Below are 23,136 nucleotides of genomic sequence, written 5' to 3' on the forward strand. Positions count from 1 at the left end.
CGAAATCACCCAACTCAACCCCACGTGACTCCAATCAGGTTGACAGCTTCCGCACCTTCGCGATCCACGTCCACATCCGCGATTCCTGTCCGCATGTGCGAATTTCGCTCATATTCAGCAGGCCGTCATACCGCGCACTCGAGCCCCCGCCCACCCAGCCGACGTCCATGGTGCGCTCTGCCGTCTCGCCACAGACGTCTTCACCGGATGTCGAGGTGCCCCCGGCCGCGCCGCCGACTACCGTGGTGCGGGTGCCCAGAGCCGCGCGCAGTTTTGCCGATGATCTGAGGGCCCGCAGCGACGACGAGCTCGCGGCCCTCCTGCTCGCGCGCCCCGACCTCACGCGACCGGCGCCGGCGGACATCACTTCCCTCGCGGCTCGCGCCGCGACGCGCGCCAGCGTCCAGCGTGCGCTCGAACATCTCGACGGCGGCGCGCTGCGCCTCGTCGAAGCCCTCCTCGTCGTCGGTGCTGACGGCGCCGCGGCCGCGCTCGGCGCGTCGAAGAAGGCCGTCGAACAGGGGATCCGGGAGCTCTGGGCGAAGGCGCTCGTCTGGCGCGCTTCCGACGGCTGGCGAACGGCTCGCGCGGTCGGTGAGATCCTCACGCACCCAGCAGGATTGGGACGTTCGACCGCCGAGCTGGTGACGCATCCGAGCACCCTCGCGCTCTCGCCCACGACCACCCCCGACGAGGTCGCCGACGCCGAAGCACGTCTCACCGATCGCGCGCGCGCCGTCATCGAGCAACTGCGCTGGGGTAGCGCCCGCGCCTCGTTCACGACGCCCGCCCTGCGCGCCGTCCGTGACGAACTCGTCCGCGCCGGGCTCATGGTCGCCCTCGACGGTGACGACGCCGTCATCCCGCGCGAGGTGGGCCTCGCCCTGCGCGGCGGCCGGCTGTCGCGCGAACCGTGGGCGCCGCCACAACCCGAGCCACGTCACGTCGACCAGGCCGACGCCGACACGGCTGCCGCCGGGGAGGTGCTCGATCTGCTGTGGCGACTCGACGACGTCGCCGCCGCCTGGGATGAGGAGGCGCCGCGTGTCCTGCGCACCGGTGGTCTGTCCGTCCGCGATCACCGTCGTCTCGCCGCGAGGCTCGATGCGTCGAGCGAACTGACCGCCTTCGTCCTCGAGATCGGCCACGCCGCAGGCCTGTTCGCCTCCGACGGAGAGATCGACGCGACGTGGCGACCGACCGATCTGTACGACGAATGGACGACCTGGAGCCCGGCGCGACGCTGGACGGCCCTCGCTCTGGCGTGGCGTGACACCGTCCGCGCCCCCGGCCTCGCGGGTCAGAGCGTCGACGGGACGCTCGTCAACGTCCTCGGCAAGGACGCCGCGTGGCCGCTCATGCGGGCCCGCCGCCGGGACGTGCTCGACGTCCTCGCCGCCCTCCCGGCGGGCAGCGCCCCCACGATCGACGGCGTCGAAGCGCTGCTGCGTTGGCGCCGACCGCTCCGCCTGCCTGCCGGGGCGCCCACCCACACTGATGTCGTCCTGCGCGAAGCGGCATGGCTCGGCGTCCTCGGCCGGGGCGCGCTCACCAGCGCCGGGCGTGCGCTGCTCGCGGCCGACCCGTCGTCCGCCGCGGATGTCGAGGCCGTGACGACCGCCATGTCGACCGCGCTCCCGGAGCCGGTCGATCAGGTCATGCTCCAGGGCGACCTCACCGCCATCGCGCCCGGCCCGCTGGCGGAAGAGGCCGCCACGTTCATGCGTCGCGCCGCCGACGTCGAATCCCGCGGTGGTGCAACGGTTTTCCGCTTCAGCGACGCGAGTCTGCGTCGCCTGCTCGACCACGGGGTCTCCTCGGCGGAGGCGCTCGAGTTGCTGCGTCGCCACAGCATGACGCCGATCCCGCAGGCTCTCGAATACCTGCTCGGCGACGTCGCGCGCCGCCACGGCCACGTGCGCGTCGGGTCGGTCAGTTCGTACGTGCGCAGCGATGACGAGGCCGCCCTCGACGCGCTCGTCGCCGACACGGGCCTCGCGTCGCTGCAGCTGCGCCGCATCGCACCCACCGTCTGCGTCTCCCCGATGCCTGCGGCGACGCTGCTCGACGTCCTGCGCGAGCATCGTCACGCGCCTGTCGCCGAGACCTCCGATGGCGGGGTCGTCGTGCGCGCCGCCACCGTCGAGCGCGCCCCGACGCCGTCGCGCCGCACCACCCCCGTCCAGGTGCACACGCTCGACGCCGGTGAGGCCGAGCAGCTGGCCGGCCGTCTACGGGCCGCCGAGAAGGACGCCGTCCGTCCGAGCGAGCACGACGCGCACAAGCGCATTCCGTCCTGTGATCCGACGGTGACGTTGGCGCTGCTGCAGGACGCGGCCGCCGAGAGCGTTCCCGTGTGGATCGGCTACGTGGAGGCCGGCGGCGACATCAAGCGCGGCTTGTTCCGCCCCGCGAGCGTGACAGGCGGGCGCGTCACGGGCCAGCTGGGCGACGCCTCGCCAGTGACGCGGACGTTCTCGATCCACCGCATCACGGGCGTGGCGTCGGCGTGACGTCCGCGACGCCCCTCGAGACCTGCCTCGTCCTTGTCACCCGTACGAGCGACGGGGCGGACGAGGTGCTGCTCGGGCGAAAGCTGCGCGGCTTCGGTCGTAGCCGCGTCGTCGCCCCCGGCGGAAAGATCGACGCCGGTGAGAGCGCGCAGGAGGCGGCCGCCCGCGAGCTCGAGGAGGAGACGGGTCTGCGCGCGCAGACACTCGCGCCAGCCGGCGTCCTCGACTTTCGCTTTTCCCACGACGACCTGACCCAAGACATGCGGGCGCATGTGTTCATTGCGTCCGATGCCCTCGGCGCGGTGCAGGATTCAGACGAGATCGCCGGCCGGTGGGTGCGTCAGGACGAGATTCCGTACGTCGAGATGTGGCCGGATGCGCGCCACTGGATGCCCCGCGCGCTCGCGGACACCCTGCAGCACGCCCTGTTCGTCTACGGCGCGGACGGCGTCACGCTCGAGCGCTTCGAGCTCTGACGGCGGGCGCCCAGCCGCGTCAGCGCGCGGGCCGAGCACGATGACGGCCACGTCAACGAGCAGGAGCGCGCCGCCGACGAACGCGGCAGCGTTGGTGCGTTCGCCGAGGAAGACCCAGCCGGCGAGGAAGCCGACGACGGGGACGAGCAGCGTGAACGGGGCGACGTTCGATGCCGGATAGATGCCCATGAGCCCGTTCCAGATCGTGTAGCCAACGAGGCTCGCAAGGATGACGGTGTACGCCGTCGACGCGATCGCCGCGCCGCCGAAGTGCGTGAGCGCGTCACCGACAGCGCCCGGGCCGTCGCTGAGCAGCGACAACACCAGCATAGGCAGCGGGACGAACAGGCTGCCCCACACCGTCAAACCGAGGCCTGACGCTCCGCGCAGCGTCGCGAGGCGACGTTACCGGCACCCCAGCTCAGCGCTCCCGCGAGACACAGCAGGACGCCGACGAGCGGTGTCGCCCCCGAGCGTCCGAGGGCCACGACGACGAGCCCACCCACGGCGATGCCCATGCCCATGAGTGGGATGGGTCGCCGCCGCTCCCCCCAGGACGGCCGCGGCGATGACGACGGTGAACAGCGCCTGAGCCTGCAGGATCAGCGAGGCCAGCCCGGAGGCCAGACCCGCTGCCATCGCCGAGTACAGAAACCCGAACTGCCCGGCCGACATGAGCAGCCCGACGAGTGCGAGGTCGCGCCACGCGACCTGCGGGCGCGGCACGAACGCCATGATCGGCAGGATGCACGCGAACCGGATCGCCACGAACAGCAGCGGCGGCATGCCGGCCAGCCCCTCGTGGATGACGACGAAGTTGAGCCCCCAGATGAGAACGACGAGCAGCGCGAGCGCGATGTGGCGTGGGGTCATGAGCCCCATCCCACCGCACCGCGCCCGCCGCCGGAAGAACGATCCGTCTGGTGGCCGTTCAGGGCCTCGGAAGGTGCCTCAGAAGATGCGCACGCGCTCGTCCTCGTCGACCCACATGCCGTCGCCGGCCCTGACGTCGAACGCCTCGACGAACTCGGTGAGGTTGCGGGCTGCGTTGGCGCGCACGTCCATCGGCGAGTGCGGGTCGGTGGCGAGCAGACGCTTCGCCTCGGCCTCGCGAGCGGTGCCGCTCCACACCTGAGCCCAGCCGAGGAAGAAGCGCTGCGCGCCCGTGAAACCGTCGAGCTCCGGTGCCGGAGCGTCCTCGCAGGCGATCGTGTACGCCTTGTACCCGATCGTCAGTCCGCCGAGGTCGCCGATGTTCTCACCGACCGTCAGGCCACCGTTCACCTTGAGGCCGGGGGCGTCGCGCGTCTCGAGCTCGGAGAACTGCGCGATGAGCTTGGCCGACAGGGCGTCGAAGCGCTCGCGGTCGCCTTCGGTCCACCAGTCGACGAGTTCACCGTCTCCGTTGAAGCGCGAGCCCTGGTCGTCGAAGCCGTGGCCGAGTTCGTGTCCGATGACGGCGCCGATGCCGCCGTAGTTGACGGCGTCGTCCGCGTCGACGTCGAAGAACGGCGGCTGCAGGATGGCGGCCGGGAAGACGATCTCGTTCATCATCGGGTGGTAGTAGGCGTTGACCGTCTGCGGGCTCATGAGCCACTCGTTGCGGTCGATGGGCTGCCCGATCTTGGCCAGCTGGTAGTCGGTCTCGAATGACGCGGAACGCTTGATGTTGCCGACGAGGTCGTCGGCGACGATCTGCAGGTCGGAGTAGTCGCGCCACTCGTCGGGGTATCCGATCTTGGGCGTGAACGCGTCGAGCTTCTCGAGCGCCTTGACCTGCGTCTCGGGGCTCATCCACGTCGATTCGCGGAAACTGCGACGGAACGCCTCGACGAGGTTGCCGACGAGTTCCTGCATCCGCCCCTTCGCCTCCGGCGGGAAGTGACGCTCGACGTACAGCTTGCCGGCCTCCTCGCCGAGGACGCCCTCGACGAGGCCGACGCCGCGCTTCCAGCGCTCACGCAGCTGCGGCGTGCCCGACAGGGTGCGGCCGGCGAAGTCGAAGCGCTCCTCGACCACGGCGTCGCCGAGGTAGTTCGCGAAGGAGGTGACGAGGTGCCACGTCATCCATGCCTTCCAATCCTCGAGCGGACGGGTGGCGAACAGTTCCGCGAGCCCCTCGAGGTAGCTCGGCTCCCCGACGACGACGTTCGCGAACGCGCCGTCCGGCACGACCTGGCCCTCCATCCACGCGTCGAGATCGAACGCGCCGAGCACGTCGCGCAGCTCGTCGAGCGTGTAGCGGTTGTAGGTCTTGATGGCGTCGCGCGTCGAGACGTTGTCCCAGTGGTGCTTCGCGAGGTCGACCTCGAGGGCGTAAGCGCGGTCGGCGACGGCCTCCGGCGTGGAGACACCCGCGAGTTCGAGCAGCCGCACCATGTGCTCCTGGTAGGCGGCGCGGATCTCGGCGTACTGCGCCTCGCGGTAGTAGGCCTCGTCGGGCAGCCCGAGGCCGCTCTGGCCGATGTAGACGATGTACTCGTCGCTGTTCTTCGCGTCGGCGCTGACGTAGAAACCGAACAGACCGCCCATGCCGTAGCGCTCGAGGTGGCCGAGGAGCATGAGCAGATCGTGCTCGCTCGTCAGCCCGTCGATGGCGGCGAGATCCTCCGCGATCGGCGAGACGCCGAGACGGTTGATGCGCTCGGTGTCCATGAACGAGCGGTACAGGTCGCCGACCTTCTGCGTGGCCGGGCCGAAGCCCTCGGCCGGGTTGCCGTTCTCGGCGTCCTCCGCCTTCTGCGCTGCCTCCTCGATGATGACGCGCATCGCCGCCTCGCTCTTCTCACGAAGGCGGTCGAACGCGCCGTAGCGCGACTTGTCGTCGGGGATGGGGTGCTCGCGAACCCACGTGTTGTTGACGTAGGCGAACAGGTCGTCCTGGGGGCGGACGGACGCGTCGAACGTGTCGACGTCGAGGCCGGACTTGCGGGTCATGCGAACACCTCAGATTTCGTGGAGGTCGAGGACTTCTCAGCTGATGTCCATCCAAACACCTCGCACCGACAACCGTCATCCGCAGCTCACCGCGCGAGCTCAGACAGCATCGTTGAGACCCACCCCGGGCACCGCCGACGGGTCGTCGCGAACTGACTTGGGGTTCGTCTCCGGCAGCAGCCAGGCCCCGACGGCCGTCAGGACGCTGAGCACCACCATGTAGGCGGCGATCCCGTGCGTGCTGCCCGTTCTGTCGATGACGGAGGCCATGATCATCGGGGTCGGGCCGGCCAGTGCGATGGCGGCCAACTGATACGCCAGCGACATGCCCGAGTACCGCATCGACGGGTGAAAGATCTCTGCAAGATAGGCAGCGAGCGGGCCGTAGATCGTCGACTGGAAGAAGCTCGTGAGAAAAGCCCCGATGGCGAACATCGCGATGCTCTTCGTCCCGAGCAGAGCGAAGTAGGGAAAGATGACGACTGCGAGGCCGATGGCTGACCAGAACACGACGGGTTTCCGTCCGATCCGGTCCGAGAGTGCGCCCGACCACAAGATCATGGGGATGTTGAGCGCCGAGAGCACAAGAGTGACGAGCAGGAGACTCTCTCGTTTCATCCCGAGCTCGCTCGAGGCGTAGCTCAGGGAACCGACGATGCCGACGTAGAACATCGAATTCGTCGCCCCCATCGTGAGGCAACCGAGCAGAATGCGTTTCCACGCCTTGCGGACCACGTCGAGCGCGGGCGCCTGAGCAGGGGCGTCGTTCATCCGCTCGGCGGAACGCGCCTGCAGCTCCTTGAACTCCGGCGAGTCCTCGACCTTGTTGTGGATGTACAACCCGAGGGGGAACAGGACGACGCTCAGCAGGAACGGGATGCGCCAACCCCACGAGACGAAGTCAGCCTTGGAGACGCTCTGCGACACGACGAGAAAGATGAGGTTGCCGAGCAACACGCCGATCGGGACGCCCATCTGACCGAAGGTGCCGGCGAAGCCGCGGCGTTTCGGCCCCTCGGATTCCGTCAGGAGCAGGATGATGCCGCCCCATTGACCACCGGCCGCAAGGCCCTGGACGAACCTGAGGGTCACGAGGACGACGGGCGCGAGGACGCCGATCGTCGCGGCAGAGGGCAGGAGGCCGATGAGGAACGTCGCCCCTCCCATGGCCAGGACGCAGATCACGACGACGCGCTTGCGCCCGTACTTGTCGCCGTAGTGGCCGGCGAGCACGCCACCTAGTGGGCGGGCAAGAAAGGCCGCCCAGAACGTCCCGAACGACAGGAGGGTTCCGGTCAAGGCGGAGCTGTCGGGAAAGAACACATGAGGGAACACCAGCGCTGCTGCGGTCCCGAAGATGAAGAAGTCGTACCACTCGATCGAACTGCTCAGCAGGCTGGCGGCGAGCAGCCGCTTGCGGCGCTTCGGATCGATGGCGACGTCAGGTGCGGATACAGCAGTCACGGGGGGCCTCCTGCTCGACGGGAGATGACATTTTCATGTGATCTGAAGCACACCCTAGAGCCCCACTCGTCACTTGTTGAGCAATGCTCAATAACGCATCGGTAACGGAGATCGCGTCACGGCCCACTCGATGACGGGCGGCGCCGATGTTGTGTCATGAACGCGCGCTATCTCACGCGTTCATGACACAACATCGGCCGTCTCGGTGCTCACCCCGGTCGGAATGCCCCGTCGCTGGCGCCCGTTACCCTGAACGCGGCACCTGTCGATGCCGCAGACCCCACCGAGAGGCAACGCGTGAACAACGGCGCACTCATCGTGCAGAGCGATCGGACGATCCTGCTCGAGGTCGATCACGAGGACGCCGAGGCGGCGCGTCGCGCCATCGCTCCGTTCGCCGAGCTCGAACGCGCCCCCGAGCACGTTCACACGTATCGCGTCACGCCGCTCGGCCTGTGGAACGCCCGCGCTGCAGGCCTCGACGCCGAGACGGTCGTCGACGCCCTCATCACGCACAGCCGTTTCCCCGTGCCGCAACCGCTGCTGCTCGACGTCGCCGAGACGATGGATCGTTACGGCCGTCTCGTCCTCGAGAAGGACGGCGACCAGCTCGTCCTGCACTCCACCGACAAGCCCGTGCTCGAAGAGGTGCTGCGGCACAAGAAGATCAAGCCACTCGTCGGCGAGCGCCTCGACGACTTCACCGTCGCCGTCCACCCAAGTGAGCGTGGCGCGATCAAGCAGGAGCTCATCAAGGTCGGCTGGCCGGCCGAGGACCGTGCGGGTTTCGTCGACGGTGAGGCCCACCCCATCGACCTCGACACCGACGGCTGGGAGCTGCGCCCCTACCAGCGTCAGGCCGTCGACGGGTTCTGGGACGGCGGCAGCGGCGTCGTCGTCCTGCCCTGTGGCGCCGGCAAGACGCTCGTCGGCGCCGGTGCCATGGCGAAGGCCAAGGCGACGACCCTCATCCTCGTGACGAACACGGTCTCGGCCCGTCAGTGGCGCGATGAGCTGCTCAAGCGCACGACGCTGACGGAGGACGAGATCGGCGAGTACTCCGGTGCGCGCAAGGAAATCCGCCCCGTCACGATCGCGACGTACCAGGTGCTCACGCTCAAGCGAAAGGGCGTCTACCCGCACCTCGAGCTGCTCGACGCGCGCGACTGGGGCCTCGTCGTCTACGACGAGGTGCATCTGCTCCCGGCGCCCATCTTCCGCATGACGGCCGACCTGCAGGCCCGTCGACGTCTCGGCCTGACGGCGACGCTCGTGCGTGAGGACAACCGCGAGGACGACGTGTTCTCCCTCATCGGCCCGAAGCGCTACGACGCACCCTGGAAGGACATCGAGAGCCAGGGTTACATCGCGCCCGCCGATTGCGTCGAGGTGCGCGTCGGGCTCTCCGACTCCGACCGCATGGCCTATGCGACGAGCGAACCCGACGAGCGCTACCGCTTCGCCTCGTGCGCGACGGTCAAGGATCCGGTCGTCGAACGCATCGTCGCCAAGCATGACGGCGAACCGACCCTCGTCATCGGCCAGTATCTCGACCAGCTCGAGACCGTCGCGGGACGCCTGAACGCCGACCTCATCACCGGTGAGACGTCGGTTGCGGTGCGGCAGAAGCTGTTCCAGCAGTTCCGTGACGGCGAGATCACCAAGCTCGTCGTGTCGAAGGTCGCGAACTTCTCGATCGACCTGCCGGAGGCGAGCGTCGCCGTCCAGATCTCCGGAACCTTCGGCTCGCGTCAGGAGGAGGCCCAGCGCCTCGGTCGCGTCCTGCGCCCGAAGGCCGACGGACGCACCGCGCACTTCTACTCGATCGTCACGCGCGACACCGTCGACGCCGACTTCGCCGCGCACCGTCAGCGCTTCCTCGCCGAGCAGGGCTACGCCTACCGCATCGTCGACGAGAGCGACATCTGAGCCCTTCCCCGCACAGCTTGGTTCAGCAGACCAACCACATGACGACGGTCAACATCCACGAGGCGAAGACTCACCTTTCCCGGCTGCTTGCCAGGGTCGGGGCCGGCGAGTCGATCACCATCGCCAAGGCGGGGCGGCCCATCGTCGACCTCGTCCCGCATGTCGCCGAGCCCGTCAGGTTCGGCACACTCGATGCGTCGTGGACGACGGCGGACGACGCCTTCGGCGATGAGATCGACACGCTCGTCGGGGCGCTGTTCGGCGCCGGGCGATGAGCATCCTGCTCGATGCCCACGTCGCGCTGCGGCTACTGCAGGACGACCGCGGTCTCGGCCGAAGTGCGAAAGACGCCATCCGCGAGAGCTCACGCAGCTTCGGCGTTGCCACGTCCGCGACGCACGTAGGCCCAGCCCATGAGTCCGAGGACGGCGCCCGCGACGCACGTCCACGGCCACCAGTCACGCTCGCCCGTGTGCAGGGCGGGCACGAGAAGCGTCACGACGAGCATGACGACCCAGCACGCGACGCCGACGAGGATCACCTTGGGTGTGTCGACGTGCAGCGGCTGCGGCTTCGGAATGACGGTGTCGCCGCCGGTGAACAACTTCTCGTACGGCGATTCCTCGAGTCGCGCCTGGCCCTCGGGGGGGAGCACGACGCCAGCTTCGTAGGACATCGAGTGCTCGGCGCGCTCCCGCATCTCGCGGGCGCGCTCGATCGAGCGGGGCGTCGCACCGTCAGCACGCGGCGCGCGCTTCGGCTGACGCTGGTCTGGGCTCACCGCCACAGCCTAGTTGACGCGCCCCTGACGGGCGGCGAAGCACCGACAGCCGAGCTCGGCGCCGGCGCCCTCAGACCCGGCGGCGCGCCTCTGCTGAGCGGGGCGAAGGGACGGCAGACGTCACTCACGGGCCCGGTCATGGGCGCGCACCCGACGAGGCGGCGACGACCACCCGCTGAGCACGTTTCCCGGCGCACACGGGCGCCAAATACGATGTGCGCCATGTCGAGCACAGTCACTTCGGCCCCCGCCCCCGGGCCGCCCGCGAACGCCCTGGATCGCTACTTCAAGATCAGCGAACGCGGTTCCACCGTCGGACGGGAGATCCGCGGTGGCCTCGTCACCTTCTTCACGATGGCGTACATCGTCGTCCTCAACCCCATCATCATCGGCACGGTGCCGGACTCGACGGGCCATTACATCGGTGGCGGAACGTCGCCGAACCTCACCCTCGTGGCATCCGTGACGGCCCTCGTCGCTGGTGTGATGACGATCTTCATGGGCGCGATCGCCAAGTTCCCCCTGGCCATCGCGACCGGCCTCGGTCTCAACGCATTCGTCGCCTACTCCGTGGCGAAGTTGCCGGGCATGACCTGGCCTGACGCCATGGGGCTCGTCGTCATCGAGGGCTTCATCATCTTCCTGCTCGTCATCTCCGGTTTTCGCAAGGCACTGTTCGCGGCGATTCCGCACTCGTTGAAGACGGCCATCAGCGTCGGCATCGGGCTGTTCATCTGCCTCGTCGCCCTCCACGACGCGGGTTTCAACTCCGCCGGCGGCGGCTTCCTCCAACTTGGCCCGAGCGGCACGCTGCAGGGCTGGCCGGTGCTCATCTTCATCATCGGCGTGCTCGGCATCGCCGCGATGATGGCCCGCAAGGTGAAAGGCGCCATGCTCGTCGGCATCCTCGGTGCGACGACGCTCGCCGTCATCGCCGAGACGGTCGGCAACATCGGCAGCAAGACGAACGCCAAGGGGGACGTCGTGAACCCGGGAGGGTGGTCCCTCACCGTGCCGCAGGTGCCCGACTCGTTCGTCTCGCAGCCGAACTTCTCGATCATCGGCGACTTCTCGCTGTTCGGTGCCTTCGGCAAGATCGGCACCATCTCCACGATCCTCATCATCTTCACGCTCGTGCTCGGCGCCTTCTTCGACCTCATGGGCGCGATGTACGCCGTCGGCGCCGAGGGAGACCTGCTCGACGAGGATGGTGTGCCCGAGCACTCCGAACGCATCATGATCGTCGACTCCGTGGCCGCGATGGCCGGCGGCGCCGGCTCCATCAGCTCCAACACGGCCTTCATCGAATCGGCGTCCGGCGTCGGCGAGGGTGCGCGAACCGGCCTCGCCTCCATCGTCACCGGCGTGTGCTTCCTGCTCACGACGTTCCTGGCCCCGCTCGTCGAGATGGTGCCTTCGGAGGCCGCCGCGCCTGCCCTCGTCATCGTCGGCTACCTCATGATGACGCAGGCGAACGACATCGACTGGAAGGACATGGAGATCGGCCTGCCCGCCTTCCTGACGATGGCGCTCATGCCCTTCACCTACTCGATCGCCGTCGGCATCGGCGCCGGGTTCATCAGCTTCATCCTGATCAAGCTGGTCAAGGGCAAGGCGAAGGACGTGCACCCACTCATGTACGTCGTCGGGTTCTTCTTCCTCGTCTACTTCGGGATCGAACCGGTCAAGCAGATCCTCGGCGTCAGCTGAGGTGTCGATCATGCGGCGAGGGCCGCCCACCACGTGGTGGGCGGCCCTCGCCGTATGTTCGCTGCCTCAGGCCTCGTCGTGCTCGGTGTTCTCCTGCTCGGTGTTCTCGCGCGCACCCTTGCCGCCGCCCGAGACCTCCAGGTCGACGTCAAGTTCGTCGAGCACCGGCGCGTCCTGATGGTCGTGCGCCTGCGGAGCTTCCATGTCGGCCTCGGAATGGGCGCCGCACCCGAAGTCGAGGGCGACGACCTTGCCGTCGGCGGGCGACCAATCATTGGCACAGACACCGAACTGCTGACGCAGCACACCCGCCATCGGCAGGAAGTAGCCACACGTCGCGCACGGCGCGGGAGCCTTGCGGGCGATGTCGGACGACGGCCCGTTCTCTCCGTCGTACCAGCGCTGAGCCGCCTCGTCGCGCCCCTCTGCCGAGAGCACGCGCGCGCGGCCGAGGCCGAGCTCGAAGATGGCGACCTGGTCGACGTCCTCGTTGCCGGTTGCCTCGAACCCGCCTTCGAGGCGCGGGTCGTCCTCCTTGTACGGCAGCACGTCGCCGGCGCTCAGGTCCCCCGGGGCGAGCCGGTCAGCCCAGGGCACCCACTCGGGCGCGAGGATCGACGACGCCGTCGGCACGAGATTCGTCTCGCACACGGTGGCGACCTTCGCGCGGGGCGCGCGGGCCACGGAGACGGCCCACTGCCAGTCGGGGTAGCCCTTGGCCAGGCTCGCGAAGTAGTGCGTGCCGAGTCGCTCCGAGTTCATCTCGAAGCGCACGTGCTCACCGACCGTGTCGCGGTAGGCGATCTCGACGACGGCGGCGCGCGCCATGTCGCGTGCGGCGTCAGCGGCGAGTACGGCGTCGTTCTTCACCACCTTGACGCGGCGAGCCTTCGGTGACGACGCGGGCGCCGGCTCGACGGGTTCGCTCGCCGCGGAGGGCACGGAGGGGACGTCAGACATGATCAGACCTCGAGGTCGTCGGCCACGGCGCGCAGCACCGTCGCGATCTTGTTCGAATGGCTGCGGTCGGGGTAACGCCCCTTCTGCAACCCGGAGGACAGGTCGTCGAGCAGACGGATCACGTCTTCGACGATAACGCTCATCTGCTCAGCGGGCTTGCGCTTGCGCTCGGCGATCGACGGCGGCGCGTCGAGCACCTGGACGTGCATCGCCTGCGCGCCCTTGCGCCCGTCGACGACGCTGTACTCGATGCGCATTCCGCCCCGCAGCTGGCTCACCCCGGCAGGCAGCGCACTCGCGGGGACGAAGACGTCGACGCCGTCGTCCCCGGAGACGAAGCCGAAGCCCTTCTCGGCGCTGTAGAACTTGACCTTGCCGACCGGCACGTCGCACCTCTTTGCTCATGAGGCCGGCGGGCGACCTCGGGTGGGATGGCTCGCGCGTGCGGCACCCCGTCGAACACTAACTTTTCGAGTTTACCGGCGCGTGTGCGGCGCCTCCGAATCGTCGGCCTCGACGCGTTCCACGCTCGGCTCGGCGACCTCGATGCCGGCGTCATCCGAGCCGCCGCCGCGCTCGTGTGCACCGTCGCCGCGACGGGCCTCGTCCTCGCGTAGTTGCTGCTGCATCTGCCGCAGCATGTCGGCGCGGGCCGAGCGCGACGCCGCATCGCCCGCCGACGCACGGCGGGCGGTCGGCGGCTGCGTGACGGCGCGCGAGCGCCACCAGAAGAACACCCCGCCGAGCAGCATCGCGAACCCGGCCAGCAGGACGACGAGACAGACCAGCGCCCACACCACCATGGCGGCATGGAGCAGCGCGCCGACATGCCCCCGGTCAGCGAGCTTGACGGCTACCGTCACCCACGCGCCGATGAGCAGTGGCGAGGCCACCCACAGCAGCGCAGCGCCGACGATCGCGAGCCGTTTGCCGCGCGCCAGCAGCGCGGTCGAGAAACTCTCCTCGTGCACGTCGTCCATGGCGCGAACGCTACCGCGCGCCGGCGACAACCCCGTCATTCCAGGCCTTCGGCGCCGCCCGCCAGGTGCCGAGTGCTGCCCGGACGTCGGCGCGTCGCCACGCCGTCACGGGGCCGGAAAACCCCGAGCCGACGGGGTTGTCGGGGCCGCCCACTACTGTCGGCGACATGACGAACCGCAGTCCGCGACGCCTCAGCACCGCGCAGGCACGCCGCATCGCGTTGGCCGCCCAGGGGTTCGCGAAGGCACGCCCCGAGAGCGTCACGACACGCCACCTGACGGCGACCGCCGCGCGCCTGCAGGTCGTGCAGATCGACAGCGTCAACGTCCTCACGCGCAGCCACTACCTCCCCTTCTTCAGCCGCCTCGGCCCGTATGCGCACCGCGACCTGGACGCGCTTCGGGACCGCGCGCCACGTCGTCTCGTCGAGTATTGGGCGCACGAGGCCAGTCTCGTGACGCCGCAGGTGTGGCCGCTGCTGCGTCACCGCATGGCGCGCGCCCATGAGGACGCCTGGGGTGGCATGCGTCGCGTCGCAGCCGAGCACCCCGACCTCGTCGAACGCGTCCACGCCCACGTCACGACGCACCCGCCCGCCACAGCCCGCGAGATCGAGGTCGCGCTCGAACACGACGAGCAGCTGAACAACGACCACTGGGGCTGGAACTGGTCGCTCGTCAAGGCAGCTCTGGAGCACCTGTTCTGGGCCGGCCGCATCACCTCGGCCGGACGAACGCCGCAGTTCGAACGTCGCTACGCGAGCCTCGAGCGCGTCCTGCCGAACCAGATCGCCGACGCCGCGCTGGCCGAGGAGTTCTTCTCACCGACCTCCCTGATCGACGCCCCTGCGGGCAGCGACGTCGCCTACTTCGACGACGTCGTCGAACTCGTGCGGCGCGGCGCGATGGCGCACGGGGTCGGCACCGAGCTGTGTCTAAGGGATTACTTCCGGCTCAAGGGCGCGCAGGTGCGCCCGGCGATCGAGCACCTGGTGTCGGCGGGCGAACTCGAACCCGTCGACGTCGAATGCTTCGACAAACCCGCATGGCGCCACGTCGATGCAAAGAACCCTCGCCGCATCGAGACGGCCGCGCTGTTGTCGCCGTTCGACTCACTCATCTGGCAGCGCGAACGCACCGAGGCACTGTGGAACTTCCGCTACCGCCTCGAGATCTACACCCCCGCCGCGAAGCGTCAGTACGGCTACTACGTCCTGCCGTTCCTGTTCGGCGAGCGCCTCGTCGCGCGCGTCGACCTGAAGGCCGACCGCGCCGCCGGGGTGTTGCGCGCTCACGCGATCCACTGGGAGCCGGGCGCCCCCGCCGCACACCCAGGCGCCGCGGACGCCTTGAGCGACGAGCTCACGACGATGGCGACATGGCTGGGTCTCGAGGGGTGGCGCGCCGCATGAACGACGCGCGCGCACCGGTGACGGGTGGAGTCCGCCCCACCCGTCACCGGTGCGCGTTTGGCTCATGTCAGACGTGACGCTCCTGATGCGGCTCCGACGATGCCTTCGGCTGCTTCGCCTCCTTCGAGGCCAGCGCGTAGGTGCGGGCGTACGTGGTGCCGGCCGCGAGCAGGACGAGGCCTGCGACGACGCACGTCATGGCCCGCGTCATCGCGCCCATGTAGGCGAGATCGAACATGAGCAACTTGAGAAGGGCACAGCCGAGCAGCGCGAGACCCCACGCCATCGACGCCGACAGGTGGCGCGGCCGCGTCAGGCCGGCGACGAGCACGAGAGCGGCGAGCGCCATCGTGCCGACGGTGATGACGAGGTGCACGAGGAAGAAGCCCGACGGCGTGCGACCCAGGCAGGTGATCAGCGACATCGCGAAGCCCAGCAGACCGATGAAGCCGGCACCGACGAGCGTCATCTGGACGTGCGGCGCGGGCATCGCCCGGCCCCGGACCGACCAGGTCGCGACGGCGGCCACCGTGAGCATGAGCAGCCCGCTCACCGCGACGGATGCCGGCAGTTCAGCGGCACGCCCCCGGTAGAACAGGTCGATCGTGGGAGAGGCCACCTGCTGCGCGACGGCGGCGAGACCCAGCGCTCCGAGGGCCAACTGACCGTCGATGCGCCGACGCGTCATGCCCTGCGCGGCGAACAGCACGAGCGCAGCGGCGAGGAACGGTAGGGCGAGCCACGGCCCGGTCGTCATGGCGAAGGCCAACGTCAGCGCGTTGATGACGGTGACGACGAGCGCGCCCAGGCGCAGCTCGCGCCCCGCGTGCCGCAGGGCCCACCACGTCAGTGCCGCGACGAACGTCGCCCCGAGGGCCAGCAGCGTCCACGTCGAACGGTCGGCGCGGATCATGAAGACCCACATCGGCAGCCAGGCGCTGACGTAGGCGGCCGCACCCCAGCGCGCGTCGGGACGAACCGTCGCGGTGAGCAGCGTCGTCGTCACCGCGGTGAGGGCGATGAGGCCGATCATGACGGGCACCTGGACGCTGTGGTCGAGGTCGATCCAGAACGTCGCGGCGAGCACGACGGGGACGGTCCGCGCGAGGCCGAGCTCGTCCCAGCGACGCGTCGGCTCGGGTGCGACGCCGACGAGCTGGATGACGAACAGGAACGCGACGAGCGCGAGGCCGGGGCCCTGCGTCAAGAAGGGCGCGAACACGCAGACCGCGACCATGATCGCGATGGCGAGCCATTTCTCGTCCCAGCGCATCGCGAGCAGGAACGCGGCTGCCGCGACGACGAACGCCATCGCGAGGCCGACACTCAACGGCACCCACGCGTAGAGGCGGGTGACGGCGATGACGTCGAAGTACGCCGCGGACGCTGCCGTCGCGAGCAGCGCGATGGAGCCGATCTGGCCACCCGGTCGACGGCGCACCCACGACGCGGCCGCGGCGAGAGCCGCCGAACCCGCGGCGCCACCGACGACGCGGACCGGCGGCGTCAGGATGCCTTCACGCGCCGCCATGACGAGCAGGAGCACGACCCCGACGAGCGTGACGACGACGCCCGCGGCCGCCAGCAGCATCGCGACGATCTGCTGGTTGTCGAACCGTCGAGGCTTCAGTTCGGGAGGTGGCGGCGGGATGAACGCGAGCGAACCGGGAAATGCGGGTGCCGGTCCTGCACCAGAGCGCCCGTCACGGGGAGCCTGACCGGGAGCGGCACCGCTGTACTGGCCTTGCCGATGACCACTGTTCGGCGTCGCCCCCATGAATGGTGGCGGCGGCGTCGAGTGGCCGTCAGGAGCGTCGAAGGCAGGGCGTCCGGGGTACGACGGACCGTAGGGCGGCACCGGGCGGGACGGGTCGAAGGAGTTCGAGGGCTGGTTCTCATTCATGCCTTCGAGCCTCGTCGGCCGTCGGCTTCGGCGCCTGAGCAGGACTACTCAGACGACGTGAGTAATGGACGCGAGTGAGTGCTCAGGGCGCCCCTGCCCACGCAGGTGCGGCGAACGTCAGTCGAGGCCGTTCTCGAGAGCGAACCGCGTCAGTTCGACGCGGTTGGCAAGGTGCAGCTTGCGCAGCGTCGCGGCGACGTGGTTGTCGACGGTGCGGCTGCTGAGGCCGAGCCGCGAGGCGATCTGCTTCGACGCGAGCCCCTTCGCAACCATGCGCAGCACCTCGCTCTCGCGGGGCGTCAGGGCGCTCGCCGGGTCGTCCGTGGTGTCGACGCGGCCACGCAGGTGCGCGAGCACCAGCCCGGCGAGTTCGGGGGTGAACACCGCGTCTCCGCGCAGCGTCGCCTCGACCGCGTCGACAAGTTCGGCGGCGCTGGCACTCTTGAGCAGGTAGCCCGACGCGCCAACCTTTACGGCGTCGAGCACGTCGCTGCGCGCCGACGACGCCGACAGCACGAGCACCTTGACCTCGGCGAGCGTCAGCATGATGGCGGACGTCGCGTCGGCACCGTTGCCGTCGGGCAGATTCATGTCCATGAGGACCAGGTCGGGGCGCGTCGCGCGAGCGCGATCGACGGCCTCGCGCACGGACCCGGCGGTGGCGACGACGTCGTAGCCGCGCGCGACGAGGTCGCGTTCGACGGCGTCACGCCACATCGGATGATCGTCGACGATCATGACGCGGGCCTGGGGCTCACGGGACGAGTCATTCATGACGACATTGTCGCGGACGCCAAGATCGCGAGCCACCGTGGCGCTGCGGCGCTCCACTGCTGCGGCGGATGAGAACGCCCGTCGCGCGACACGATCATGATCGAGGCCGCTTGCCGCGCCTCAGCGCGGCACCGTGAACTCCCACTCGACGCCCTCGCCCGGCGCGGTGGTGAGATGCGCGCGTCCGCCGATCGCCTCGATGCGTCCGACGATCGATCCGCTGACGCCCAGTCGCCCTTCGGCGCGTGCCTGCGCCGGCCGTTCCGGCGACATGCCCACGCCGTCGTCACGGACGGTGACGACGACCTCATCGCCGAGATCCTCGAGCAGGACGTACGAGGTCGCGGGTGCGCCACCACGCCCGGCGTGCAAATCGGTGTTCGTCAGGGCTTGCCGCACCGCCGCGGTGATCTCGGCGACGACGTCGGGGCGCAGCGTCACCGCCTCGGCTCCGGCGCTGACGTGGCACCGACGGCTCTCGAGGGCGAGCAGCACCTGGCGCAGATCCGTCGGGTCAGGCGCGTCAGACCGGCGGGCAGCACCCCGCGCCGGCGCGTCCACCGACGACGCCTCTATGCCGGCGTCGAGAGCTCCCCCACCCCGCGCCACCCCGTTCTGACCCGCATCACGCAGGCTGGAGGCGACTCCCCCGGCGAGACCATTAAGACGCACTGCCCCCGCGTTGCCCGCCCACGTGCCGTCGCGGCGCGCGCTGTCGTCGCCGTCCGCGATGAGGTGGCGTAGAGCCTGCTCCTGCTCGGCGGCGAGCTGCCCGACACGCGCGAACTCACCACCCGCGCGCTCCCCTTCGCGCGCGGTCAAGGCGAGCACCTGCAGCACTCCGTCGTGCACCTGCCGGGCGAGCCGTTCGCGCTCCGCGGCCCGGGCGCGCAGCTCGAGCGCCCTCGTCAACTGCTCGTGGGCGCGCTGCACACCGTGGCTCGCCACCCCCGCGGCGATGCCCGCACTGACGAGAATGGGCAGCGTCGGTGAACGTTCGAGCCACGACAGATCTCCGCCGACGTGCAGGCACGCGAGCCCCAGGACGACGGCGCTCGCGAAACCTGCGCCGACACCCCACATCATCCCGGCGGTGAGCACGGCGTTCGTCACCCACATCGTCGTCGGCAGGCTCTGGTTGTGATCCCACCAGCTCTCGGGTGCGACGATCCACGTCGAGTAGACGAGCGCGAGCGTGACGACCTGGTCGAGCCCGACGAGCACAGGTCGCCAGGTGCGGCGCGCGAACATCGCGTACGCCGCGATGCCGGACCAGATGCACTGCACCGCGATGAGGGCGCTTGCCAGGTGGGGGCGCGAGTAGTGCGAGATCGCCATCGAATGGATGAAGAGGCTGTACGCGAGCGTCAGGAAGCGAAACGCGCCCGAGGTTGCCCAGAGCGAACCCATCGCGTCGTCGGGCAGGCCCACGCCCCAGCCCGTCCATCGGGACGCGACGGACGACGCCCCGAACCGCACAGGCGATTCGGGGCGTCGACGCAGGTGGGCTCGGCTCACTTGCGCTGCTCGGGGTACGGCACCCCGTAACCCTCCTGGCCGGGCGCCTGGTACTGGCCACTCGCGGTGTTCTGCGTCGGGTACGGCATCTGCGACGGCGGCAGTTGCGGCTGCTCGTTGTACGGACGCTGCTGGCTCTGCGGCGCGTCGAACTGCACGTTCGGCGCCTGGTCGTTCGTCATGTTGACGCGCGGGGCACCCTTCGTCGCCTCGTCGGCCTCGTAGTACTCGGCCTTCGTCACGCCCGCGGGGCCGGCCATGAACTTCGTCGGGATCGAGTCGACCTTCGAGTTGAGCGAGCTGACGCACGCGTTGTAGTAGCGGCGCGCGTTGGAGATGCGGTCCTCGGTCGAGCTGAGCTCGCCCATGAGCTGCTGGTAGTTCTGGTTCGACTTGAGGTCGGGGTAGGCCTCGGAGACGGAGATGAGGCGACCCAGCGCCTGGCTCAGCTCACCCTCGGCCTCGGCGACCTGCGCCGGCGAACCGTTCGTGTTGACGGCCGCACCACGCGCGCGGATGACGGCGTCGAGCGTGCCCGCCTCGTGCTTCGCGTACGCCTTGACCGTCTCGACGAGGTTCGGGATGAGGTCGTGACGACGCGTCAGCTCGACGTCGATCTGGTGCCAGGCCTCTTGCACCGTGTTGCGCTGCTTGACGAGGCCGTTGTACATCATGACGGCTGCGACGACGAGCGCGACGATGATGACGAGAAGGATGATGACGAACGTCATGAGTGGCTCCTGCTTCGAGGGGTCATGTCTGCTTCGACCCTAGCCGACGGCAGCGACCACCGTCAGCGCTCGATGCGTGTCACGGCGCGATTCGCCCCCGGCGGGGCCGGCTGCGCCTGGGGACTGGAGGTCACTCCTCGTCGAAGCGGGTGAGGATCTGCTCGACGATCTGGGGGGATGCGCCCAGCGGCGCGGTGACGATTTCGGCGCCCGAACGCGTCAGCTTGTCATGGAAGTGCCCCTCGCCGAGCAGCAGCGCCGCGACGGCGACACGGACGTGAGGGTGGTCGCGGTTTGCGCTCACGGCGTCGGGCACGGACGGGGTGGCAGCCGAGCCGAAGGCCACGCCGATCGAGGTACCCCAGACGTCAGCGAGCAGACGTGCCTGGGCGCGGGCGTCGGCGGTGGCCTCGGCGCGGCTGGACCCGGCGGCGGCCATGACGATCGCGTCGCCGGGACGCGCGCCTGCCTCGCGGAGGCGCTGCGCGAGCAGTTCCGCGATGGGTCGCGACGGGCCGAGCGCGCCCGTCGAGCGCGCGTTGTCGTGCGGCGCAACGGCTTTCGCGACGTCGACCCGCACGTGGTAGCCGCCGCAGAACAACAGCGGCACGGCGACGACCTCGTCGAACTCGGGCACCAAGCGCGCCACGACGTCCGCGACCTTCGGCTCCTGCACGTCGACATACGCCTCGGTGACGGTGAGGTCGGGGCGCGCGGCGCGAACCGCGTCGGCGAGATCGTGGACGACCCGCCGGCCCTGTGGGCTCGCCGTCCCGTGGGCGACGAGGACGAGTGCGGCTCGCCGTCCGCCACGCGCGGGCGCCGTTGCAACAGCGGAGGATTCAGGGGGCGCGAGATCGGGCGCGGTCGGGGCGACCGTCATGTCGTCAGGCATGGCCGTCATTGTGCCCGCCGAGGGTGTCGGCGACCAGGCGCGTCAAGGCGCCGAGGCGAAAGCGCGTCGGCACGATCGGTTCGACGCCGCACTCGCGCAGCGGCGCCGCGGTGGTGTCACCGACGCAGGCCGCGATGACGCGCCCCTCGCGCAGCATGTCCAGCACGGCATCCTGTTGACCCGAGGCGCGCGCGGCGTCGAGAAAGGCGAAGACGCCGGGAGCTGCGGTGAACGCGACGACATCGACGTCGGATCGCGCGACGAGATCGACGGCGCGCGCGACCGCAGAGGGGTCGGGCGCCGGGCCCCAGCGGTAGACGACGAGCGAGACGACGTCAGCACCTGCGGCGCGCAGGGTCTCGTCGATGCCGTCGGAACCGGCGCCGTGGTGTTGCACAGCGACGCGGACGCCGTCGAGCGACTCCCCGCGCAGACGTTCCTTGATCTCCTCGGCCGTCTCCGAGGCGGCCGTCCACGTGACCTCGAGACCCGCTCCGACGACAGCGCCGCGCGCCTTCGGCCCGCGGGCGTAGATGCGAGTCGTCCGCAGTGCGTCGAGGAGTCGCTCGCGCAGCCCGGCCGCCTCGGCGGCCTCGAACCAGCCCCGGAACCCGATGCCCGTCGTCACCACGAGCAGGTCGGGCGGCTCCTCGATCAGCGCGCGGGTATGGGCGAGCAGCTCAGGGTCGTCGACGTGCGGCACGTGCGACATAGTCGCTGCCCGGATCACCTCGGCGCCGCGACGTTCGAGCGGTGCGGCGAACTCATCGGCCTTGCGCTGCGCGGTGATGACGATGCGCCGCCCGGCGAGGTCGTGCGGCGCCCGTCGCTGCTGGGGAGCGGAATCCGAAGCGAACTCCACCGAAGCGACGGCAGAGGCGTGCGACGCACGCCGAGCGGCGTCTCGAGGGGCGCTCGCGCCGTCCGGCTGCTGGTCACGCATCGGTCTCACCCGTCCCCTCGGTGGTGGCTTGCTGCGTCGTCATGTCGATGATCGCCGCGTCGGGCAGGACGTCGACGACGTCGCCGATGACGATGACGCTCGGGTTGCCGATGCCCCGCGTGGCGCACTCGCCGGCGAGCTCGTCGAGGGTGGAACGCACGACCTGCTGCTGCGGCGTCCACGCACGGTGGACGACGCCCGCGGGCGTCGCGGCCGGTTTGCCGTGCGCGACGAGGCCGGCCGTCAGCTCGCCCAGGCGTCCCATCCCCATGAGGACGACGATGGTGTGCGGCCATGCCGCCAGCGCCGGCAGCGCCAGTTCGTCGTGCCCGGAGAGCACGAGCAGGCCCGCCGACCATCCGCGATGCGTCACCGGGATGCCGCCGGCGAGCGGCGCGGAGAGCGCGCTCGTCACGCCGGGCACGACATCGACGTCGATGCCGTGCGCGTGGCAGGACAGGTATTCCTCCCCCCCGCGGCCGAGCAGGTACGGATCGCCGCCCTTGAGGCGCACCACCCGCCGCCCGGCCCGCGCCTCACGCACGAGAATCGCGTTGATCTCGTCCTGCGGAACGGGGTGATGGTGCGGGCTCTTGCCGACGTCGATGATCTCGGCGCTCAGATCGAGACGCGCCAGTTCGTCCCGCGGGCCAAGGCGATCGGCGACGATGACGTCCGCCTGCTCGAGCTCGCGCAGGGCACGCAGCGTCAGCAGGTCGAGCGAACCCGGTCCACCGCCGACGAGGACGACGCGCCCCGCCGCGACTGCGTCGCTCATCCGTTCCTCCTCGCTGCGGCCCTTCGTGTTCACTCCCCGACCTTAGGCAGCGACGCGCCGCGGCCGCCGTGATGTTCGTGACGCGAGAAGCGTCGCGCACTCACGCCCGCGCAGCACCCGTCGAGCAGTTTCATGATCGGCGCTCCACGGCACGAACCCGCACACCGCCGGCGATCAATCGGCGAATGAGCTCAGTGGCGCGCACGGGCAGCGCGCCACCCGCGACCAACGCGTCGTACATGCGCTCCGGCACGTCGTAGTGGTCGACGTCGAACGCAGCATCCGGAACGCCATGATCGTGCGCGAAGGCGTGCAGCTCGTCGAGCGAGCTGTCGGAGACGAGATGCGAGAACACCGTGCCCCACGCGGGCCACATCGGCGGGTCGATGAGGATGGCCATCGTCCCATCATCGCGGTTGGCCGGGCACATCG

Annotated in this window: 21 protein-coding genes and 1 pseudogene; 6 read left to right on the forward strand and 16 right to left on the reverse strand. The window is 69.7% G+C overall.

The window, feature by feature from the left end; translation table 11 throughout:
- Positions 1–251 precede the first annotated feature (251 nt).
- Both AX669_RS10505 and AX669_RS13980 read left to right on the forward strand, forming a co-directional pair.
- Positions 252–2,513 (forward strand): helicase-associated domain-containing protein, encoded by a 2,262-nt coding sequence (locus tag AX669_RS10505; protein ID WP_231729562.1) that lies wholly within the window; start codon positions 252–254, stop codon positions 2,511–2,513.
- Positions 2,514–2,578: 65 nt separating this feature from the next.
- Complete coding sequence (locus tag AX669_RS13980) at positions 2,579–2,989, forward strand: 8-oxo-dGTP diphosphatase (RefSeq protein WP_231729573.1); 411 nt, start codon at positions 2,579–2,581, stop codon at positions 2,987–2,989.
- Between the two features lie 48 nt (positions 2,990–3,037).
- On the opposite strand, the pseudogene AX669_RS13985 reads toward AX669_RS13980, so the two are convergent.
- From AX669_RS13985 to AX669_RS10525, 4 genes and pseudogenes are all read right to left on the reverse strand, one after another.
- Positions 3,038–3,379, reverse strand: a pseudogene (locus tag AX669_RS13985) (EamA family transporter); the annotation flags it as partial.
- A gap of 15 nt (positions 3,380–3,394) precedes the next feature.
- Positions 3,395–3,862, reverse strand: coding sequence for an EamA family transporter (locus AX669_RS13990; protein WP_006946205.1), 468 nt, complete (start codon positions 3,860–3,862; stop codon positions 3,395–3,397).
- Positions 3,863–3,940: 78 nt separating this feature from the next.
- Positions 3,941–5,926 carry a M13 family metallopeptidase gene (locus AX669_RS10520; RefSeq protein ID WP_062258333.1) on the reverse strand — a complete coding sequence of 662 codons (1,986 nt, stop codon included), beginning with the start codon at positions 5,924–5,926 and terminating at the stop codon, positions 3,941–3,943.
- 99 nt (positions 5,927–6,025) lie between these two features.
- Positions 6,026–7,390: an MFS transporter gene (locus AX669_RS10525; RefSeq protein WP_062258335.1), complete on the reverse strand. Its 1,365-nt coding sequence runs from the start codon at positions 7,388–7,390 to the stop codon at positions 6,026–6,028.
- 297 nt (positions 7,391–7,687) lie between these two features.
- Here AX669_RS10525 and AX669_RS10530 point away from each other — a divergent pair, with 297 nt between their 5' ends.
- Complete coding sequence (locus AX669_RS10530; protein WP_062258337.1) at positions 7,688–9,319, forward strand: DNA repair helicase XPB; 1,632 nt, start codon at positions 7,688–7,690, stop codon at positions 9,317–9,319.
- A 38-nt stretch (positions 9,320–9,357) separates the two neighbouring features.
- Positions 9,358–9,594: a type II toxin-antitoxin system Phd/YefM family antitoxin gene (locus AX669_RS10535; RefSeq protein ID WP_062258357.1), complete on the forward strand. Its 237-nt coding sequence runs from the start codon at positions 9,358–9,360 to the stop codon at positions 9,592–9,594.
- Positions 9,595–9,683: 89 nt separating this feature from the next.
- Here the strand turns inward: AX669_RS10535 and AX669_RS10540 are convergent, their stop codons facing one another.
- On the reverse strand, positions 9,684–10,100 hold the full coding sequence (locus AX669_RS10540) for a DUF2530 domain-containing protein (RefSeq protein ID WP_231729563.1): 417 nt from the start codon (positions 10,098–10,100) through the stop codon (positions 9,684–9,686).
- 222 nt (positions 10,101–10,322) lie between these two features.
- On the opposite strand from AX669_RS10540, the gene AX669_RS10545 reads away from it, so the two are divergent.
- Positions 10,323–11,810, forward strand: coding sequence for an NCS2 family permease (locus AX669_RS10545; RefSeq protein ID WP_038566975.1), 1,488 nt, complete (start codon positions 10,323–10,325; stop codon positions 11,808–11,810).
- 66 nt (positions 11,811–11,876) lie between these two features.
- On the opposite strand, the gene AX669_RS10550 is transcribed toward AX669_RS10545, so the two are convergent.
- From AX669_RS10550 to AX669_RS10560, 3 genes are all read right to left on the reverse strand, one after another.
- Positions 11,877–12,770, reverse strand: coding sequence for a DUF3027 domain-containing protein (locus tag AX669_RS10550; protein WP_062258339.1), 894 nt, complete (start codon positions 12,768–12,770; stop codon positions 11,877–11,879).
- A 2-nt stretch (positions 12,771–12,772) separates the two neighbouring features.
- The gene (locus tag AX669_RS10555; RefSeq protein ID WP_006946178.1) at positions 12,773–13,156 is read right to left on the reverse strand and encodes a cold-shock protein; all 384 of its coding nucleotides are present in this window, start codon (positions 13,154–13,156) and stop codon (positions 12,773–12,775) included.
- Positions 13,157–13,246: 90 nt separating this feature from the next.
- Positions 13,247–13,750: a hypothetical protein gene (locus AX669_RS10560; protein ID WP_040014818.1), complete on the reverse strand. Its 504-nt coding sequence runs from the start codon at positions 13,748–13,750 to the stop codon at positions 13,247–13,249.
- A 167-nt stretch (positions 13,751–13,917) separates the two neighbouring features.
- On the opposite strand from AX669_RS10560, the gene AX669_RS10565 reads away from it, so the two are divergent.
- Complete coding sequence (locus AX669_RS10565) at positions 13,918–15,162, forward strand: winged helix-turn-helix domain-containing protein (RefSeq protein WP_062258340.1); 1,245 nt, start codon at positions 13,918–13,920, stop codon at positions 15,160–15,162.
- 67 nt (positions 15,163–15,229) lie between these two features.
- Here AX669_RS10565 and AX669_RS10570 read toward each other — a convergent pair whose 3' ends face one another.
- The 8 genes from AX669_RS10570 to AX669_RS10605 form a co-directional block, all read right to left on the reverse strand.
- The gene (locus AX669_RS10570) at positions 15,230–17,065 is read right to left on the reverse strand and encodes a DUF2339 domain-containing protein (RefSeq protein ID WP_082740884.1); all 1,836 of its coding nucleotides are present in this window, start codon (positions 17,063–17,065) and stop codon (positions 15,230–15,232) included.
- 117 nt (positions 17,066–17,182) lie between these two features.
- Positions 17,183–17,839 carry a response regulator transcription factor gene (locus tag AX669_RS10575; protein WP_038570324.1) on the reverse strand — a complete coding sequence of 219 codons (657 nt, stop codon included), beginning with the start codon at positions 17,837–17,839 and terminating at the stop codon, positions 17,183–17,185.
- A 120-nt stretch (positions 17,840–17,959) separates the two neighbouring features.
- On the reverse strand, positions 17,960–19,357 hold the full coding sequence (gene macS, locus AX669_RS10580) for a MacS family sensor histidine kinase (RefSeq protein ID WP_144693509.1): 1,398 nt from the start codon (positions 19,355–19,357) through the stop codon (positions 17,960–17,962).
- Entirely contained in the window at positions 19,354–20,088 is a 735-nt protein-coding gene (locus AX669_RS10585; protein ID WP_062258344.1) for a LemA family protein, read from the reverse strand. The genes macS and AX669_RS10585 overlap by 4 nt, the downstream gene beginning before the upstream one ends.
- Before the next feature lie 130 nt (positions 20,089–20,218).
- Positions 20,219–20,983 (reverse strand): sirohydrochlorin chelatase, encoded by a 765-nt coding sequence (locus AX669_RS10590; protein ID WP_006946087.1) that lies wholly within the window; start codon positions 20,981–20,983, stop codon positions 20,219–20,221.
- Positions 20,976–21,845, reverse strand: a complete 870-nt coding sequence (locus tag AX669_RS10595) for a uroporphyrinogen-III synthase (protein ID WP_231729565.1) — start codon at positions 21,843–21,845, stop codon at positions 20,976–20,978. Before AX669_RS10595 ends, AX669_RS10590 begins: the two co-directional genes overlap by 8 nt.
- Before the next feature lie 73 nt (positions 21,846–21,918).
- Positions 21,919–22,704 carry a uroporphyrinogen-III C-methyltransferase gene (gene cobA / locus AX669_RS10600; RefSeq protein ID WP_231729567.1) on the reverse strand — a complete coding sequence of 262 codons (786 nt, stop codon included), beginning with the start codon at positions 22,702–22,704 and terminating at the stop codon, positions 21,919–21,921.
- Positions 22,705–22,834: 130 nt separating this feature from the next.
- Positions 22,835–23,104: a DUF4031 domain-containing protein gene (locus AX669_RS10605; protein ID WP_006946225.1), complete on the reverse strand. Its 270-nt coding sequence runs from the start codon at positions 23,102–23,104 to the stop codon at positions 22,835–22,837.
- Positions 23,105–23,136 lie beyond the last annotated feature (32 nt).

Source organism: Dermacoccus sp. CCH2-D9 (assembly GCF_001556795.1).
GTDB classification, from domain to species: domain Bacteria; phylum Actinomycetota; class Actinomycetes; order Actinomycetales; family Dermatophilaceae; genus Dermacoccus; species Dermacoccus nishinomiyaensis.

Coding starts and splice junctions, on each gene's coding strand:
- AX669_RS13990 (WP_006946205.1), bottom strand. CDS start 3,862: ATGACCCCACGCCACATCGCGCTCGCGCTGCTCGTCGTTCTCATCTGG.
- AX669_RS10520 (WP_062258333.1), bottom strand. CDS start 5,926: ATGACCCGCAAGTCCGGCCTCGACGTCGACACGTTCGACGCGTCCGTC.
- AX669_RS10535 (WP_062258357.1), top strand. CDS start 9,358: ATGACGACGGTCAACATCCACGAGGCGAAGACTCACCTTTCCCGGCTG.
- AX669_RS10545 (WP_038566975.1), top strand. CDS start 10,323: ATGTCGAGCACAGTCACTTCGGCCCCCGCCCCCGGGCCGCCCGCGAAC.
- AX669_RS10550 (WP_062258339.1), bottom strand. CDS start 12,770: ATGTCTGACGTCCCCTCCGTGCCCTCCGCGGCGAGCGAACCCGTCGAG.
- AX669_RS10560 (WP_040014818.1), bottom strand. CDS start 13,750: ATGGACGACGTGCACGAGGAGAGTTTCTCGACCGCGCTGCTGGCGCGC.
- AX669_RS10565 (WP_062258340.1), top strand. CDS start 13,918: ATGACGAACCGCAGTCCGCGACGCCTCAGCACCGCGCAGGCACGCCGC.
- AX669_RS10570 (WP_082740884.1), bottom strand. CDS start 17,065: ATGAATGAGAACCAGCCCTCGAACTCCTTCGACCCGTCCCGCCCGGTG.
- AX669_RS10575 (WP_038570324.1), bottom strand. CDS start 17,839: ATGAATGACTCGTCCCGTGAGCCCCAGGCCCGCGTCATGATCGTCGAC.
- AX669_RS10585 (WP_062258344.1), bottom strand. CDS start 20,088: ATGACGTTCGTCATCATCCTTCTCGTCATCATCGTCGCGCTCGTCGTC.
- AX669_RS10590 (WP_006946087.1), bottom strand. CDS start 20,983: ATGCCTGACGACATGACGGTCGCCCCGACCGCGCCCGATCTCGCGCCC.
- cobA (WP_231729567.1), bottom strand. CDS start 22,704: ATGAGCGACGCAGTCGCGGCGGGGCGCGTCGTCCTCGTCGGCGGTGGA.
- AX669_RS10605 (WP_006946225.1), bottom strand. CDS start 23,104: ATGGCCATCCTCATCGACCCGCCGATGTGGCCCGCGTGGGGCACGGTG.